The 14,331-nt window shown below is 57.2% G+C and carries 15 protein-coding genes and 1 pseudogene; 13 read left to right on the forward strand and 3 right to left on the reverse strand.

Annotated features, from left to right (window positions below):
- Positions 1-8 precede the first annotated feature (8 nt).
- On the reverse strand, positions 9-875 hold the full coding sequence (locus DL346_RS03845; RefSeq protein ID WP_112880742.1) for a helix-turn-helix transcriptional regulator: 867 nt from the start codon (positions 873-875) through the stop codon (positions 9-11).
- A gap of 145 nt (positions 876-1,020) precedes the next feature.
- Here DL346_RS03845 and DL346_RS03850 point away from each other — a divergent pair, with 145 nt between their 5' ends.
- The 3 genes from DL346_RS03850 to DL346_RS03860 all read left to right on the forward strand — a co-directional run bounded on the left by DL346_RS03850 (position 1,021) and on the right by DL346_RS03860 (position 4,003).
- Positions 1,021-1,851 carry a phytanoyl-CoA dioxygenase family protein gene (locus DL346_RS03850; RefSeq protein WP_112880743.1) on the forward strand — a complete coding sequence of 277 codons (831 nt, stop codon included), beginning with the start codon at positions 1,021-1,023 and terminating at the stop codon, positions 1,849-1,851.
- Between the two features lie 143 nt (positions 1,852-1,994).
- Complete coding sequence (locus DL346_RS03855) at positions 1,995-3,533, forward strand: MDR family MFS transporter (RefSeq protein ID WP_240633015.1); 1,539 nt, start codon at positions 1,995-1,997, stop codon at positions 3,531-3,533.
- A complete protein-coding gene (locus tag DL346_RS03860) occupies positions 3,530-4,003 on the forward strand; it encodes a GNAT family N-acetyltransferase (RefSeq protein WP_240633016.1) in 474 nt (157 codons plus the stop codon). The genes DL346_RS03855 and DL346_RS03860 overlap by 4 nt, the downstream gene beginning before the upstream one ends.
- A 34-nt stretch (positions 4,004-4,037) precedes the next feature.
- Here the strand turns inward: DL346_RS03860 and DL346_RS03865 are convergent, their stop codons facing one another.
- Entirely contained in the window at positions 4,038-4,367 is a 330-nt protein-coding gene (locus tag DL346_RS03865; RefSeq protein WP_112880744.1) for a hypothetical protein, read from the reverse strand.
- 399 nt (positions 4,368-4,766) lie between these two features.
- Between DL346_RS03865 and DL346_RS03870 the strand changes: the two genes are divergently transcribed.
- On the forward strand, positions 4,767-5,543 hold the full coding sequence (locus DL346_RS03870; RefSeq protein ID WP_165822366.1) for a ChbG/HpnK family deacetylase: 777 nt from the start codon (positions 4,767-4,769) through the stop codon (positions 5,541-5,543).
- Positions 5,544-5,582: 39 nt separating this feature from the next.
- Positions 5,583-6,356 carry an alpha/beta hydrolase gene (locus DL346_RS03875; RefSeq protein ID WP_112880746.1) on the forward strand — a complete coding sequence of 258 codons (774 nt, stop codon included), beginning with the start codon at positions 5,583-5,585 and terminating at the stop codon, positions 6,354-6,356.
- Positions 6,357-6,685: 329 nt separating this feature from the next.
- Here DL346_RS03875 and DL346_RS29390 read toward each other — a convergent pair.
- A pseudogene (locus DL346_RS29390) lies at positions 6,686-8,851 on the reverse strand (Sip1-related alpha-galactosidase).
- Between the two features lie 180 nt (positions 8,852-9,031).
- Between DL346_RS29390 and DL346_RS03890 the strand changes: the two are divergent.
- Genes DL346_RS03890 through DL346_RS28930 form a run of 8 tightly spaced genes read left to right on the forward strand, consistent with a single transcriptional unit; the run spans position 9,032 to position 14,328 of the window.
- Positions 9,032-9,874: a fumarylacetoacetate hydrolase family protein gene (locus DL346_RS03890; protein WP_112880749.1), complete on the forward strand. Its 843-nt coding sequence runs from the start codon at positions 9,032-9,034 to the stop codon at positions 9,872-9,874.
- A 19-nt stretch (positions 9,875-9,893) separates the two neighbouring features.
- Entirely contained in the window at positions 9,894-10,289 is a 396-nt protein-coding gene (locus tag DL346_RS03895) for a VOC family protein (RefSeq protein ID WP_240633017.1), read from the forward strand.
- A gap of 21 nt (positions 10,290-10,310) precedes the next feature.
- On the forward strand, positions 10,311-11,057 hold the full coding sequence (locus DL346_RS03900) for a FadR/GntR family transcriptional regulator (RefSeq protein WP_112880750.1): 747 nt from the start codon (positions 10,311-10,313) through the stop codon (positions 11,055-11,057).
- 28 nt (positions 11,058-11,085) lie between these two features.
- A complete protein-coding gene (locus DL346_RS03905; protein WP_112880751.1) occupies positions 11,086-11,841 on the forward strand; it encodes a four-carbon acid sugar kinase family protein in 756 nt (251 codons plus the stop codon).
- Positions 11,769-12,431: a nucleotide-binding domain containing protein gene (locus DL346_RS03910; RefSeq protein WP_112880752.1), complete on the forward strand. Its 663-nt coding sequence runs from the start codon at positions 11,769-11,771 to the stop codon at positions 12,429-12,431. Before DL346_RS03905 ends, DL346_RS03910 begins: the two co-directional genes overlap by 73 nt.
- A complete protein-coding gene (locus DL346_RS03915) occupies positions 12,428-13,354 on the forward strand; it encodes a ketopantoate reductase family protein (protein WP_112880753.1) in 927 nt (308 codons plus the stop codon). The genes DL346_RS03910 and DL346_RS03915 overlap by 4 nt, the downstream gene beginning before the upstream one ends.
- Positions 13,351-14,133: an MBL fold metallo-hydrolase gene (locus tag DL346_RS03920; protein ID WP_112880754.1), complete on the forward strand. Its 783-nt coding sequence runs from the start codon at positions 13,351-13,353 to the stop codon at positions 14,131-14,133. Before DL346_RS03915 ends, DL346_RS03920 begins: the two co-directional genes overlap by 4 nt.
- A 51-nt stretch (positions 14,134-14,184) precedes the next feature.
- The gene (locus DL346_RS28930) at positions 14,185-14,328 is read left to right on the forward strand and encodes a hypothetical protein (protein WP_165822304.1); all 144 of its coding nucleotides are present in this window, start codon (positions 14,185-14,187) and stop codon (positions 14,326-14,328) included.
- The last annotated feature ends 3 nt before the right edge of the window (positions 14,329-14,331 follow it).

Here is a 14,331-nt window from a genome sequence, read left to right on the forward strand (position 1 = left end):
TAAATCTGCTAAGGCGCAGCCCGCCAGCGTGACGGAGACATGCCGATATATTTCTTGAACACCGTTGCAAAATGCTGGCTCGTTTTGTAGCCGAGATCAAGCGCGACCGCAGTCACGTTGGCTCCAGGCTCCCGAAGCAGCTCGCAGGCGCGGTTGATCCGTATCCGGTCGATGTAGCTGGCCGGCGATTGGCCGTGCAGACTCTGAAACAGCCGGTAGAAATGCGACTCGCTGACACCGGCTAACGCAGCAAGCTCTTTATTGCTCCAGCGCTGCTCCGGCGCGGCTTCGATGCGGGCGGTGAGCGCGAGCATCACTTCCTTGAGATCGAGCGGCAGCTGACGGGCGTCAGCCGGCGGATAAAGCAGCTGCAGCAATATATCGACCAGATGGTGGCGTATCCGAAATGTCTCTGCGCCTTCTTCGAACAAGCTGCGGAGCCTCTGAAACTGTTCGCGCACGCGGCTGTCGACGGAAACCAGCCGGGGCAGCCGCTGCAGGGCTTGATGGATTTGCAGGCGTTCTTCATCCTGGAAGGACAGCCAGCTGGGCTCGAGCGCGGGGTCGATCAAAATAAACCACCAGATCGTGCAAGGCTCAATGAAATTCAGCTTCGGCCGGTGCCACTCCCCGGGACGCGTATGGAAGAACTGGCCTGTATAGGAGGGATAATCCACCTCGCCGACCTCCCAGGTCACCCTTCCATTCTCGACATACACGAATTCATAGCAGCCGTCATGCTGATGATCGGCCAGCGGGGAGGCTTCGTGAAACCGGTCGTAGCCCAGCATGACCAGCTCCGGGAGGATGTCGGCCCGGGCGGGGTAATAGCTGTGCGATTCCCAGCGGATCGGTTCGTTTTTCAGTTTAGGCATGGGGTTCAGCAGCTCCCTTCGTGTCTATTTGTCTCTATGTTTCTTATCCTATTTGATAGGTTTCAGGAAGTCAACGATGCCGCCAAGCGCTACAATGTAAACAGTTCCAATTATTTCGATGAGACTGAAAGAGGTGTTGACAGCAATGAACACTGTTATTGACTACACGATCACTGAAGAAGATAAAAAACGATTTGATACCGACGGTTATTGGATTAGTCCAAAGCTGATCGATGACGATACGATCGAAAGGCTCCGCGCGGCGCACGAACGTGTCTGGACCCGCAAATACGACGGCTTCGGCCTTCCGATGCACCACTATCACCCGTCCGATAATCCGCTTGCCATTCGCAAATTCGATAACGGCTGGTGGATCAACGATGAAGTCCGCTCCGTCGTCACCGACCGCAATTTAGGAAAAATGGCGTCCGAACTGCTCGGCGAGGACCATATCCGCCTTTGGCACGATCAGGTCATCTACAAGCCAGGCACGAACGGGCAGGAGACGACGGCAGGCAATGTCGGCTGGCACCAGGACTATGGGTATTGGCGCGTCAGCAGCACGCCTAATATGGTTACGGTATGGATTGCGCTGCAGGACACGGACCTTTCGAATGGCGCCATGATGACGATCCTCGGATCGCACAAATGGGGAGCGGTAGAAGGCAGCGATACCTTTTTCGAGCAGGATATGGGCAAGCTGAAAGCGAAATTCGCGACGCGGGACTGGGTAGAGGAGCCTTGCATCCTGAAAGCCGGCCAAGCCAGCTTCCACCACGCGCTTACGTTCCATGGCTCCGGCCCTAACGTGTCGAGCGATCCAAGACTGTCCGTTGTCGCGCATCTCATGCCAGGTCACACGTATTACCGCGAAAGCAGACAGCGCCATGACAACCTGCGGTACTTGAGCGCACGGCCAGTACCTGGGATGAAGTTCGACAACGAAGAATATTTCCCAACGCTGTATTCCAAATAACCGTCGTTCTTATTAACGACCGGAGCCTCCTTCGCAGGGCGGAGGAGCCCGGTCTTTTTTTGTTATATAATGAGCTGGCGAATTGTTCATATTCGGTTCATAAAGCTCGATTACAATGACTTCAGCAAAGGAGGCTGTGCAGTTTGAAACAGAAAGAAAGCAACAAGACATTAATCTTGATCGGCTTGATGATCGGGGTTATTTTCGCGGAGCTGGACGAAACGGTCGTTTCGACGGCGATGCCCACGATCATTCGCGATCTCGGCGGCTTAGCGCTGTACGGCTGGGTGGGCGGGGTTTACATGCTCGCCATGACGTCATTCATGGCGGTGCTCGGCAAGCTTGCCGATCTTTACGGACGTAAGCGGATTTATTTGCTCAGCATGGGCTTATTTATCGGCGGATCGATCATAAGCGGTCTGGCGCCGTCGATGGAGGTGCTCCTGATCGGCCGGGGCATCCAAGGAATCGGCGCAGGGGGCCTTATGCCCCTTGCGATGGTTATCTTCGGCGATTCGTTCCCCGTAGAGCAGCGGGCGAAGATCCAGGGGATATTCGGTGCGGTCATGTTTATCCCGCAGCTGGTCGGCCCGCTCGTTGGCGGCTATTTCGCCGAGCATATTTCGTGGCACTGGATCTTCCTCGTCAACATACCGGTCGGCATTTTGGCCGCGGTCATTCTATCGATGGGACTTCAGGAAACGAAAGCGGAGCGGAAGGTAAGCGTCGACTGGTACGGCGCGATTCTGCTTGTGACCGCGCTGATCAGCTTGCTGCTGACGCCGGTGCTGCACCAAACCGAAGGCTACGGCTGGACGGAGCCGATTATGCTGGCCCTCATAGCTGTCGGTCTTGTGCTGCTCGTGCTGTTCGTCTTCGTGGAATCCAAGGCCAAGGAGCCGATCGTTCCGCTTCACCTGTTTAAGAACCGCAATTTCGTCGTTCTCTCGTCGCTCGTATTCGTCTTTATTCTCGCGGCCATGGGCGCGCTCTCGTCATTCCCGTTCTTCGCGCAGAACGTGCTTGGTTTGACGCCGACAGCCGCAGGCTATCTCACGCTGCCGCTCATGGCAGGCGCCATTGCGTCCAGCGTTGTCGCGGGAAGGCTCATGACCAAGATGCCATACCGCACGATTTACGGGATATCGTTTATTTTGCCGATCGTTAGCTTCTACTTGTTCTCGACAACGCACGTGGATACGCCGATCTGGACGTTCATCCTATACTTCGTCATTCTCGGCCTCGGCTTCGGCACCTTGTTCGGCAATCAGCTCATCGTGCAGGAATCGGTTGAGAAAGAGCACAGCGGCATTGCGCTTTCGTCCGTCACCTTGTTCCAATCCATCGGAATGACAATCGGCTTCAGCCTGTTCGGCTCCGTGCTTGCGGCGAAAGTGACGTCCGGCCTGAAGGGACTGTCCGGCACCATGACGGATGAGCAGGCTTCGAAGCTTGGCGAAATCTCGACAGGCGCGATTCCGGCAGATATGGATCCGTCGCTGGTTGAACAGATCAAGGAAGTCTTCGCCGATTCCTTTACGCACCTCTACTGGATTTCATTCGTGCTTGCCATCGTGTCCTTCCTCATCTGTTGGGGCTTGAAGAAAGAAATCCTCGTTTCTAAGAAAGAGAATGAAGTGGTGAAAGGCAGCGAAAGCGCTGCTGAAGCGACAACCGTATGATGGAAGCGGCAGTGAAGAAGCTTGACCTGACGGACCACCGGCAAGCAGAGCAGCTGCTGGAGGTACAACTGCCCGCTTACCGGATCGAAGCCGAGCTGATCGGCTTCGACGGGATTCCCGGGCTGCGGGATACGGCCGATACATTGCGCGTGTGCGACGAAGTGTTCTACGGCTGCTTTGAAGATGGCGTTCTGGCAGGAGCGATCTCTTATAAGGCGGAGGACGGCATTGTCGATATACACCGCCTCGTCGTTCATCCGTCCTATCATCGCAGAGGGATTGGCGAGCGGCTGGTACGGTTCGTACTCGAGCAGTTCCGGGGACGCGTCACGGCGTTTATCGTCTCTACCGGTGCGGCGAATTTGCCGGCAAAGCGGCTCTATGCCAAACTGGGCTTCGAGGAGGTCCGCGATGTGGAAGCGGCGCCCGGCCTATTTATAACGGAGTTTCGAAGAAGAGGAGATTGCTGAGCTGATGCGGCCCGGCAGTCTTTTTTTCTCATTCTTAACTAAACGCTAACGTTCTGAACTGGGTGATGAAGTAAACACAGATGGCTGTATGGATGGCGAATATAAATAGCGCGCTCAGTTTAACAGAATATTTCATTAGATAGCGACGATACATAAAGGATAATAAGGTCATCAGCACACCGTAGACGATAGGGACAACAAAACTATAAAATACCTTTTCGGTATCGCTAATGTCACCAGGAGGGGCATCGGCTGCCGTGAAGCGTCCCATGGAAATCCATATCTTAAACACCCAGTAGAAAACGAATGAAGTCGTCAACGATACGGCGAGATAGGCTGCATGATTAACAAAACTTCTCAACATTTGACCTCCTTTATTGACCGTATTTCCATACCGCCAACTATTCTCTATCGCTGTCCAACTATCCTGCCTTATTTGTATAACGCGTGTTTCTGTGGCCGTAAGCCTTTGATTTGTGCTCTTATGAAAAAGTATTTATGGATAAGCCGTTTTTTTGTCTCTTTTTGGGTTTCGGTAAAGCGTACCGTCCTTTATACTGGTCTTAGTCTGCTCGTAACGGTGCTGGTGCCGTACCCGTGCAGACGTATATGCAGCAGGTCGTGCTGACCATCGTTCCGACGAAAATCACGACTGAGAACGTGAGCCAAATGACGAAGATGTCGGATGAAACGCTCAATTCATCAAAGGAATAACGCTCGGTTCTGTCAAAGAATAATTCCAAACAGTGAGGCGAAGATATTCATGGCTGTCAGTACGATTTCATTAATAACAAGAGTCGACGACTATGGGAATTGCGAGTCGCACAACCTGGCCATCGCGGAAAGCGTGAGGCACGGCATCGTGCGCAACGTCTCCGTGATGGCGACAGGCCCGGCGCTCGAGCACGCGGCGGCTTTGCTGGCCGGAGACCAGAGCATCTGCTTCGGTCTTCATGCTACGATGAACGCGGAATGGGATACATTCCGCTGGAAGCCGCTGCTTGCGGCGGAGGAAGTGCCCACGCTTGTGGACGAGAACGGCTATTTCAAGCAGCATCCGGGTCTGTGGCTGGCTGCTCAGCCGGATATCGGGCAGATTCTGAATGAAATGAAGGAGCAGCTGGACAAGCTTCGTGCGACGGGCTTCTTGATTTCGTATGCGGATACCCATATGGTATTCGAGTGGGCCGTTCCGGGACTTGACGCAGCAATCGACGAGTGGTGCGCGAAGGAAGGGCTGCTCAGCTACAGGCCTTACAGCGGCAGCCGGTTGCCGCAAACAGAGGCGGCGGGCGATCCGGTCGACCGGTTCGTTGACGCGCTGAAGCAAGCCCAGCCGGGTCAGTACTTGATCGTCGGCCATCCGGGCTATGACGACGAAGAGACAAGAGGCTGGGGCAACCGGGATTATCCGGGCGAGAAGGTCGCGCAGGACCGGCATTGGGAGCGGCTGATGTTTACGGATTCGCGCGCGCTGGAGGCCGTGCGGAGCGGCGGCGTAAAGCTGCTGCGCTATGATGAAGCTAACGCCGAAGGATAATAGAACAATAGAACGACCATACAGGAGGAGATTCGGGAAATGGCTGTAATTCATATGACTTTCTTTTCAAACGTACTTGGGATGACGTCCCCGGTTACCATTGTGATGCCGCAGGACGTGCAGCCGGGCGAGAAGCTGCCGGTGCTTTACCTGCTTCACGGCCTCAGCGACGACGATACGACGTGGCTCCGCCAAACGACGCTGGAATACCAGCTGGCGAAATACCGCATGGCGGTCGTCATGCCGAACGTGCACCGCAGCTTCTACTCCGATATGGCGCACGGCCGCAAGTATTGGACGTATATTAGCGAAGAGCTGCCGAAAATCGTCAAAGCGATGTTCCCGGTCTCGGACCGCAGGGAGGATACCTTCGCGGCGGGCTTATCGATGGGCGGCTACGGCGCGATGAAGCTGGCGCTAGCTTATCCGGAGCGTTTCGCGGCTGCGGCCAGCTTCTCCGGCGCGCTCGATGTCCGCGCGCTCGGGAATCTGTTCGAGGGCAGCGAATTCACCGATATTTTCGGCGATTTGGAAGGCGCGAAGGAGCATCGGGACGATCTGTTCCACCTGGCGAACGCTGCGGCGAAGTCCGGCAAAGAGCTGCCGGCGCTTTATCAATGCTGCGGAACGGAAGACTTCTTATACAATGACAATATCCGCTTCCTGAATCACATCAAATCGCTCGGCATCGAGCTGACGTATGAAGAAGAGCCAGGCCTGCACGAGTGGGGCTATTGGAACATGAAGCTTCCGCGCGTGCTGGAGTTTCTTACGACGGCGGCCGTGAAGAAGGATGCTGCAGTTTCGAAATAAACGATAGAAATCCCGCCTCCGGCGCATGCCGGGGCGGGATTTTTTAGCTAAGCGGGGTGGCGGTGACACATATCCAGATTTAACGAACCCAATCGTCCTTATTTGAGCAATATCAACGTTAATGAAGGGCCAACGCACCTCAGAAACGTTATTCCCGTCAATGAGTTCCCCAATCGCACCATTTTGGAGAAATAGCGTTGTTGGAGTTCGTTAGACCGCAGAATGCGGTGATTTGGCCGAAATAGCGTTACTGGAGTTCGTTAGCCAACCGAACGATAAAAACCCGCGTTTGAGATTCATACGCGGGTTTTTATTGTTTCGCCAAAAGACTATTGGAACAATATCTCCACAAGCAAGCCGGTTCCGGTTCCGCACGCGATCGAGTAGAACCCTTCTTCGGCGCGGATTTCGACCTGCAGGCCGTTTACCCGAGCCGATACTGGCGCGGTCTGCGAAGCAAATCCGTAGGTGCCGCCTTCAGGAAGCAGGATGACGGCACGGTCCGGTTGAACGTTCTGCCAGGTGACGGCTGCAGCGGAGACATACTTGTCTACCAGCCCGAAACCTGCGAATCCGTTGCGATACGGAGCGGCAGTGAACATCCGAGGCTTGCCGCGCTCGACTGTAAAACGGTGCGGCTCTTCCTCCGTCAGCGTCGTTGCCGTGCGGCCGAAATGCTCGTAAACGGCATACGCCTCATCCTCCAAACCCGTTATATCCGCCAAGCGGAGTTCGCCTTCAAGCGGCGCCGCATCCGCATGGATATGGAAAGCGGCGAGCAAGCCGCAATCGCCGGTGCGGCTCTGTATTTTAAGCGGCACCGCCGTCTCCGCCGGATTGACGAGCAGCACATCCTCTGTCGGCACGCCCGGCTTATCGGCGCGGAGCACGCGGCCGTCGGAGAGAATCAGAGGCAGCAGCGCGCTGGCGTTCGTCTCGCCGACCCGATCGCTGACATAAACCGGACCGCCGCTGATCGCGCGCAGCACGGCATGGTCGGTGCTGTCCTGGTGCGTCGTCCACCAAATATCCCAATCGCCCCAATAGAGCGTGCTGTGGTAGAACGAGTTGTACGCGTTCTACAGCGCATGCTCCCGGAACCATTCCGGCTTGCCCGGGTAGAAGTCGTCGCTATTGCGAGAAATGGCGGAGTTGACGCGGCTCCATACATTTTCCTGCGCCATGCCCATGCAGTTGATCAGGCGGCCGTCAAAGTGAAGCGAAGCCGACGCTTCAAGCGCCTCATGCAAGCCCTTGGCCGCCTGGCCGAGCGGCACTTGTCCCCGAACGAACTCGATGAGCGAGCTCTGGCTGTCGACCTTCAGCATATCGATGCCTTGCGCGGACAACCAGCCATGCCATTCCTTCCAGAAGCCGAAGCCGCGCTTCGCGTCCGTGCTTGGCAGCAAGCGGCCCGCGTGATCGGCCTGCAGCAGATCCTTATGCTTCAAGCTGATTTCGCCTTCGGGATCGACGCCATGCCAATAGCCGGTAAACGCATGCCACACGCCGACCCACATCACGTCATAGTCGTTCTTCAGCTTTCTTACCGTGCCGGCCAGCCCATCAGGAAATTTCGAGAGGTCCTCCCGGAACGAGACGAGCGCCTTCTCGCGCACCGGCGACCAGCCGTCGTCAATCATGACCCATTTGACAGGGACCTGTTTCGCTTTGAGTTCGTCGGCTTTCTCTTCGATTCCTTGCTGGGAGACATCATGATAGAACGCGTCCCATGTGCACCAGCCCAAGTATTCGAACACTTCCGGATAGCGTTTCGACTCGCGAAGGCGTATCGGTTCTCTCCGGGCGGCGAACACGGCTTCGGCCGCCTTCTCGACAACGGCGTACGGGTTTTCGCCCCGATGCGCGACAAACAGCAGCTCGCGGCCGGTGCGGAAGCCTTGATGAAGCGGGGAGACGACAAACTCAAACCCTTCCCCGTTGCCGCGCAGCGTCGTTTTGAACACATTGGAGCATTGCGGGAACAGCTGCGTGTAGCGGCCGTCCGCCTTCCAGAGCAGAGCTTGCGTCTTCTCGGGAAGCGCAGAAGTGCTTTTTGCAAAATAAGGCCTTGTCCACCACCATTTGTACCCGTTGTAATGGGCGAGGACGCCTTCAAGAGCGCCGGCCGGCTCGCCGACGGACAGCCGGATGCCGGCATCCGGCGCTAGCGTATGCGTGATGCCGAAAATATCCTGTTTGAGCTTTACGGACATATACGCGCTGACCGTATGCTCGTAGCAAACAAGCTCGAGCGTCAAGCTGCTTGTCCCTTCTTCATCTTGGAACGGCAGAAGGCAGGTCTCGTAATGGCCGAGCTCGTCCCGGCCGCGCTCGCCTTGGAGCCAGCCTTTCGTTTCATATATAGGGGTTATGCCGCTCTCATAAGCGACGGTTAATTCATACCGGTCGAATAACTGTTGTGGTTTCATCGGTTCGTCTCCTTTGGGCCGCTTCAATCGCGCACTGCAGTACGCAGCGTACATTGTAATCATAACGGATTGGCGCGGCGGCACAGGAGGGAAATAGGTCCGGCAAAGGTGGAAAATCGTCTGTTTTTGGCGATAACAAGGCGTGATTTTAGAGTATACAGCCACAATGAAGGATTTTATAATGAAATCAAATTGGTCGACCAATCGTCCAATTCGATGAGGCGAAGGAGAGGATGACGCGCAATGAGGCTTGTGACAGTCGAATTTGAAGGCGTACCCCGGGTAGGCGTCAGGAGCGGCAGCGAAGGCGTGGTTCTGACCGACTATGCAGACATGAAGGATCTCATTAAAGATGGCGAAGCGGGGCTTGCACGCGCGAGAGCCGCATTGGAAAGCGGTTTGCCGCGGCAAGGGCTGAAGCTGCTTGCACCCCTAACTGCGCCGAGCAAAATATTATGTTCCGGCATCAACTATGCCGCTCATTCCGATGAGGACGCCCATGCCAAGCTGCCAGCAGAGCCATCCGTGTTCTCCAAGCTGCCTTCGTCGATTATCGGGCCGAATGAAGCGATCATGATTCCGGCTCCGGACTGCCAGGCGGATTATGAAGTCGAGCTGGCTTTTATCATTGGCAAAACAGCGAAACATGTGCCGAAGGAACGGGCATTTGATTATATTTTCGGCTACACCGTTATGAACGATGTCAGCGAGCGGGCACGTCAATTCCGGCTGCAGCACGAGACGATCGGCAAAGGCGTGGATACCTTCTGCCCGATCGGACCCGAGATCGTGCTTCCGGACGAACTTGCGGACCCTTCGCAGCTGCGCATAAGCGCATACGTCAACGGGGAGCTTAGGCAGGACGCCCACACGTCGCAGCAAATTTTCAGCATTCCAGTCATGATCGAGTATTTGACAAGCATGTTCACTCTGAATCCAGGCGACATTATTTCGACCGGAACGCCTGCGGGGTGCGGCGCATTCATGAACCCTCCGCAATATTTGCAGCCGGGCGATCACGTCACCGTCGAGGTTGAAGGCGTCGGCCGGCTAAGCAATCCGGTTGCCGCTGGCTGGAAGGCATAACGAGAGGAGCTGCCCGAACATGATCCGAAATGTCGATCATATAGCAATCGCCGTATGGGATATTGACGAAGCTCTGCCTTATTATACCGATGTGCTCGGGCTTCCCCTCGTGCATGATGAACGGCTTCCGTCCGCCGGCGTGCGGCTTGCTTACGTGCAAGCGGGCAATGTCATGCTGCAGCTCGTGCAGCCGATCGGCGAGACCGCCATCCGCAAGCATTTGGAGGAGAAGGGCGAAGGCTTGCACCATATTTGCTTCGGCGTCGAGGATATTCCTCGGACGCTCGGCAGCTTGCCGGGAGAGCAGCATGCGCAGGTGAAGATGGGCGGCAGGAGCCGCCGGGCTTGCTTTATCGGCGCAAAGCCGAATGGCGTTCCGATCGAGCTGTCGGAGCTTGAGCCGTATGAAAGATAGCGACGAAAGTAGGCTTTTACGATGACAACGAATAACCCAAACGAATTGAGCTTCGAACCGATCGAGCGCAAGACGATGGTAATGGAAATAACCGATCGACTGCTTAGCTACTTGCTTTCCGGCAAAATAAGACCCGGCGCCAAGCTGCCGGCCGAGCGCCAGCTCTCCGAAGCGATCGGCGTCGGCCGCTCCTCGCTGCGGGAAGCGCTGAAGGCGCTGACCGTGCTAGGCCTGCTTGAGGTGCGGCACGGAGACGGCACCTATTTGAAACGGGCCGATTCCGAGCTGCTCCCGCGGGTGATCGAATGGGGGCTGCTGCTAGGCGAGAAGCGGACGATGGATCTGATCGAAGCACGCCAGACGATCGAAGCGGCGGTAGCGAGGCTGGCCGCGGCCAGACGGGATGAGAGGCAGCTGGCGGAGCTGAAGGAGATCGTCGAGCGGCTTGACACGACGGGCAATTCGAACAGCGTATTCGAAGCCTTTACCGAGTCGGATATCGCGTTTCACATGAAGCTGGCGGAGATTGCCGGCAATACGGTGCTGCGCGACATGCTGACGAGCATCCGCTCGCTGCTCCGCGTCTGGATCAAGAGCGTCGTCGCCTCAGAAGGCAGCACGAAGTTTTCTTATGAGGAGCATTTGGCCGTGTACCGCGCAATCGAGCAAGGCGATGCGGAAGCGGCTGCCCGCGCGATGGACGCGCATATGGATTCGGCATCATCGCGCCTAAAGCAGTTGATCGAGGCATGGAACGAGGAGCAATAAAGACGCTTTAAAGCGAGGTGCAGACGCGGTGAGCGAGATACGGGAGGAAGAGAAGGAGTTGGCGCCGGTCACGATCGTGTTGGATGACGATCCGACCGGGACGCAAACGGTTTCGGGCGTCACGGTGCTGTTGAAACCGGATTTCGAAGCGATCCGCGCGCAGCTGGCGGGGAAGCCGCAAGGCCATGCTCTCTATGTGCTGACGAATTCAAGGTCGCTGCCGGAAGCCGAGGCGGTCCGTCTCATTCGCCGAATTAAGACGGATGCGGAGCGGGCGGCGGCCGAAGCGCATACCGCCATTCGGTTTCTGCTGCGGGGCGACTCCACGCTGCGGGGGCATGTGTTTGCCGAGATCGAGGCGCTGGGCGGCGGCCTTGGGACGGCGCTGTTCGTGCCCGCATTCCCGGAATGCGGCAGAGTGACGCGCTGCGGCGTGCATTATTTGTTGACGGGCGAGACGTGGACGCCGGTTGCGGAGACGGAGTTTGCGCGGGACCCCGTTTTTGGCTATAAAAGCGCGACTTTGCAGGAATGGGTGCAGGAAGCTAGCGGGGGCCGGCGGCATTTGAAAGCGGTTACGGAACGTGAATATGCTGAGTCCGGAATTGCAGCCGCCATATGCCGCGCGCTTCGAGAAGCTGAGCCCGGTACTATTGTTATTCCCGATGCGGAATCGGTTGAGGACCGCTCCAAGTTGCGGAAGGGCTGCGAATGGCGGAAAAAGAAGGCGCCCGGGTCGTCGTGCGCAGCGCGTCAACGTTCGCCTCGATTCGCTGCGGCTTGAAGCCGCTGGCGCTGGATGCGGCAGGCATGCCGGGAAGCGGGCGGCTGCTGGTCGTTTGCGGCTCCCACACCGAGGCCTCCTCCAGGCAGCTGGAGCAGCTGGAGCGGCATACGGGCGAGAAGCCGATCGTGCTGCCGACGAAGCGGCTGCTTGCCGGGGAGCAGGCTGCCGTTGCGGAGGAGATCGCGGCTCGTGCCGTTACCCGGCTCAATGACGGGAAGCTGGCGATCATCGCAACGGAACGCGTGCGGCTCGCGGAGCATGGTGATTTGTCCGTCGGAGCGCTTGTGATGAAGGCGCTGACCAGCGTCGTTCGTCTGCTCGCACCGCATTGCGACGGCGTCATATCCAAAGGCGGCATTACCTCGGCGGATGTAGCGACGTCGGGACTTGGAGCGGACAGCGCGTTTGTAGCCGGCCAGTTGGAGCCTGGCATCTCGCTGTGGCGGCTAAGGCCGAAGCCCCAGAGGAGGATCGGCAGCGGCGAGCGGGAAATTCCTTATTGCGTTGTACCCGGAAATGTCGGAGATGATGGGACGCTGGTGCGGCTTACTCAGAAATATAAAAGTACCGGAGGTGCTTCACAATGAAAATCGCCGTAGTCGGGGCGGGAGCGATGGGCGGCATGCTGGCTGCCAAATTTGCCGCTGCCGGAAACGAAGTGACGCTGATTGACGTATCCGAACCGTTGATTCGGCAGGTCAATGAGCACGGACTTATAATCGATACGAAAGGGCAGGGCTGCGCCGCCCATATGCTGCGCGTCACGGCTTGTCCGGGAGATCTCGGCATCCAAGATGCCGTCTTCTTCTTCATTAAAGCGCATCATACCGCATCGGCGGCAGAGAACGCGAGGCCGATGATCGGGCAGAACACGGTTATTGTCAGCCTTCAGAACGGCTGGGGCAACGCGGATGTATTATCGAACGCATTTCCTGAAGGAGACATCGTCGTCGGCGTTACTTATCACAGCGCGACCGTGCTCGAGCTAGGAAAGGTCGGCCATACCGGCTTCGGTGCCACCTTTGTCGGTCCATATAGCGAAGGAGCGGGCATGGCTTCGGCAGAGAGAATCGGCACGCTGCTGAACGAAGCGGGCATCGAAACGGAAGCGACGCCGAACGTGAAGACGGAAATTTGGAAAAAGCTGATTTTGAACGCGGCGACGCTGCCGACCTCGGCGTTAACCGGCCTATGCGCCGGCATCCAAGGCGAGGAGGGACCGCTGCTTGAGCTGGTCGATGATCTTGCCGCCGAAGCGGTCGCTGTCGCGCAAGCGCTTGGCTATGACATCGACCGAGAGGAACGGATTGAGCGCATCCATACGGTGCTGCGGAATGCGGGCAAGGGGAAATCGTCCATGCTCCAGGATGCGGAAGCTAAGCGCAAAACCGAGGTAGAGGTCGTGAACGGCGCCATCGTTCGCGCCGCGGCTCAAACCGGCGTCCCGGTGCCGCTGAATATGGCGATGGCGGCCTTGGTTGCAGGACTCGAAAGGAGCTGGAGAGCGTGACGACAAGCATCCGATTCCTAGGCATGGCCGGCTATGAAATCGTCGGGCCGGATAAACGGATTTTGATCGATCCGTATCTATCCGGCAGCCCCAATGCCCCGATCAGTCATGAAGAACTAGAAACGCCGGATGTTATCCTCGTGACGCATGCCGCTTTCGATCATCTTGGCGATACGGCTGCCATCGCGATGCGGACCGGCGCCCCCGTCGTGTGCGGCGGCGATGTACGGGCTGCGCTATTCGAAGCCGGCATCCCGCCGGAGCAAGTGCAAGCGACGGTGTGGGGCATCGTCGTCGAAGTGAACGGCGTAATCGTGCGTCCGGTCGAAAGCCACCATTGGTCGCAGACCAGGCTGAAGGACGGACAGTACGTTTCCGGCGTCCCGATGGGCTTCATCGTGGAGCCGGAGCCTGGCATCCGCATTTATCATTGCGGCGACACCGCCATCTTCGGCGATATGAAGCTCATCCGCGACCTCTATGCCCCGACGATCGGCTTGATGGGCTGCAGCAATTCGCAGGCGCTGCTGGCGCGGGCGGTTCAGGCAGGGAAGCTGCTGACCGGCGAAATGTCGCCGAAGGAAGCGGCGATCGCTTCGGAATTCCTCGGGCTGAGGTATGCAATCGCGTCCCACTACTTGGATCTGACGAACGAGCAGGAGAAGCGGGAAGTCGATGACTTCCTGGCGCTTGTGCCGGAGCACGATACGACAGGCCAGCGGGAAGCAATGTATATGGAGGTTGGAGAGACGTTGTTTTTTGACGGCAAGGCTATTTGATTCTGATGGACGTCATCGAAAGCATCATAAGCGGTCAGCCGCTCCGGCTGCATGCTGATGCTTGATCCCCAAACGCGCCGGGCCGGCTGCTTGGTAACGAACAGCCAGAAGCTGCATGCGGATTGGACCTATTACCGGAAACTCTGGAACCTATATGCCGGACTGCCTGCCGAAGGAGGCCAAACAGGAGGATGACCT

Origin of the sequence: Paenibacillus montanisoli, from assembly GCF_003268025.1 — a bacterium.
GTDB lineage: Bacteria > Bacillota > Bacilli > Paenibacillales > Paenibacillaceae > Paenibacillus_Z > Paenibacillus_Z montanisoli.

What these genes read in the sequence shown, in the direction of transcription:
- DL346_RS03845 (WP_112880742.1), bottom strand. Translation starts at nt 875, where the DNA reads ATGCCTAAACTGAAAAACGAACCGATCCGCTGGGAATCGCACAGCTAT.
- DL346_RS03850 (WP_112880743.1), top strand. Translation starts at nt 1,021, where the DNA reads ATGAACACTGTTATTGACTACACGATCACTGAAGAAGATAAAAAACGA.
- DL346_RS03860 (WP_240633016.1), top strand. Translation starts at nt 3,530, where the DNA reads ATGATGGAAGCGGCAGTGAAGAAGCTTGACCTGACGGACCACCGGCAA.
- DL346_RS03865 (WP_112880744.1), bottom strand. Translation starts at nt 4,367, where the DNA reads ATGTTGAGAAGTTTTGTTAATCATGCAGCCTATCTCGCCGTATCGTTG.
- DL346_RS03870 (WP_165822366.1), top strand. Translation starts at nt 4,767, where the DNA reads ATGGCTGTCAGTACGATTTCATTAATAACAAGAGTCGACGACTATGGG.
- DL346_RS03875 (WP_112880746.1), top strand. Translation starts at nt 5,583, where the DNA reads ATGGCTGTAATTCATATGACTTTCTTTTCAAACGTACTTGGGATGACG.
- DL346_RS03890 (WP_112880749.1), top strand. Translation starts at nt 9,032, where the DNA reads ATGAGGCTTGTGACAGTCGAATTTGAAGGCGTACCCCGGGTAGGCGTC.
- DL346_RS03895 (WP_240633017.1), top strand. Translation starts at nt 9,894, where the DNA reads ATGATCCGAAATGTCGATCATATAGCAATCGCCGTATGGGATATTGAC.
- DL346_RS03900 (WP_112880750.1), top strand. Translation starts at nt 10,311, where the DNA reads ATGACAACGAATAACCCAAACGAATTGAGCTTCGAACCGATCGAGCGC.
- DL346_RS03910 (WP_112880752.1), top strand. Translation starts at nt 11,769, where the DNA reads ATGGCGGAAAAAGAAGGCGCCCGGGTCGTCGTGCGCAGCGCGTCAACG.
- DL346_RS03915 (WP_112880753.1), top strand. Translation starts at nt 12,428, where the DNA reads ATGAAAATCGCCGTAGTCGGGGCGGGAGCGATGGGCGGCATGCTGGCT.
- DL346_RS28930 (WP_165822304.1), top strand. Translation starts at nt 14,185, where the DNA reads ATGCTGATGCTTGATCCCCAAACGCGCCGGGCCGGCTGCTTGGTAACG.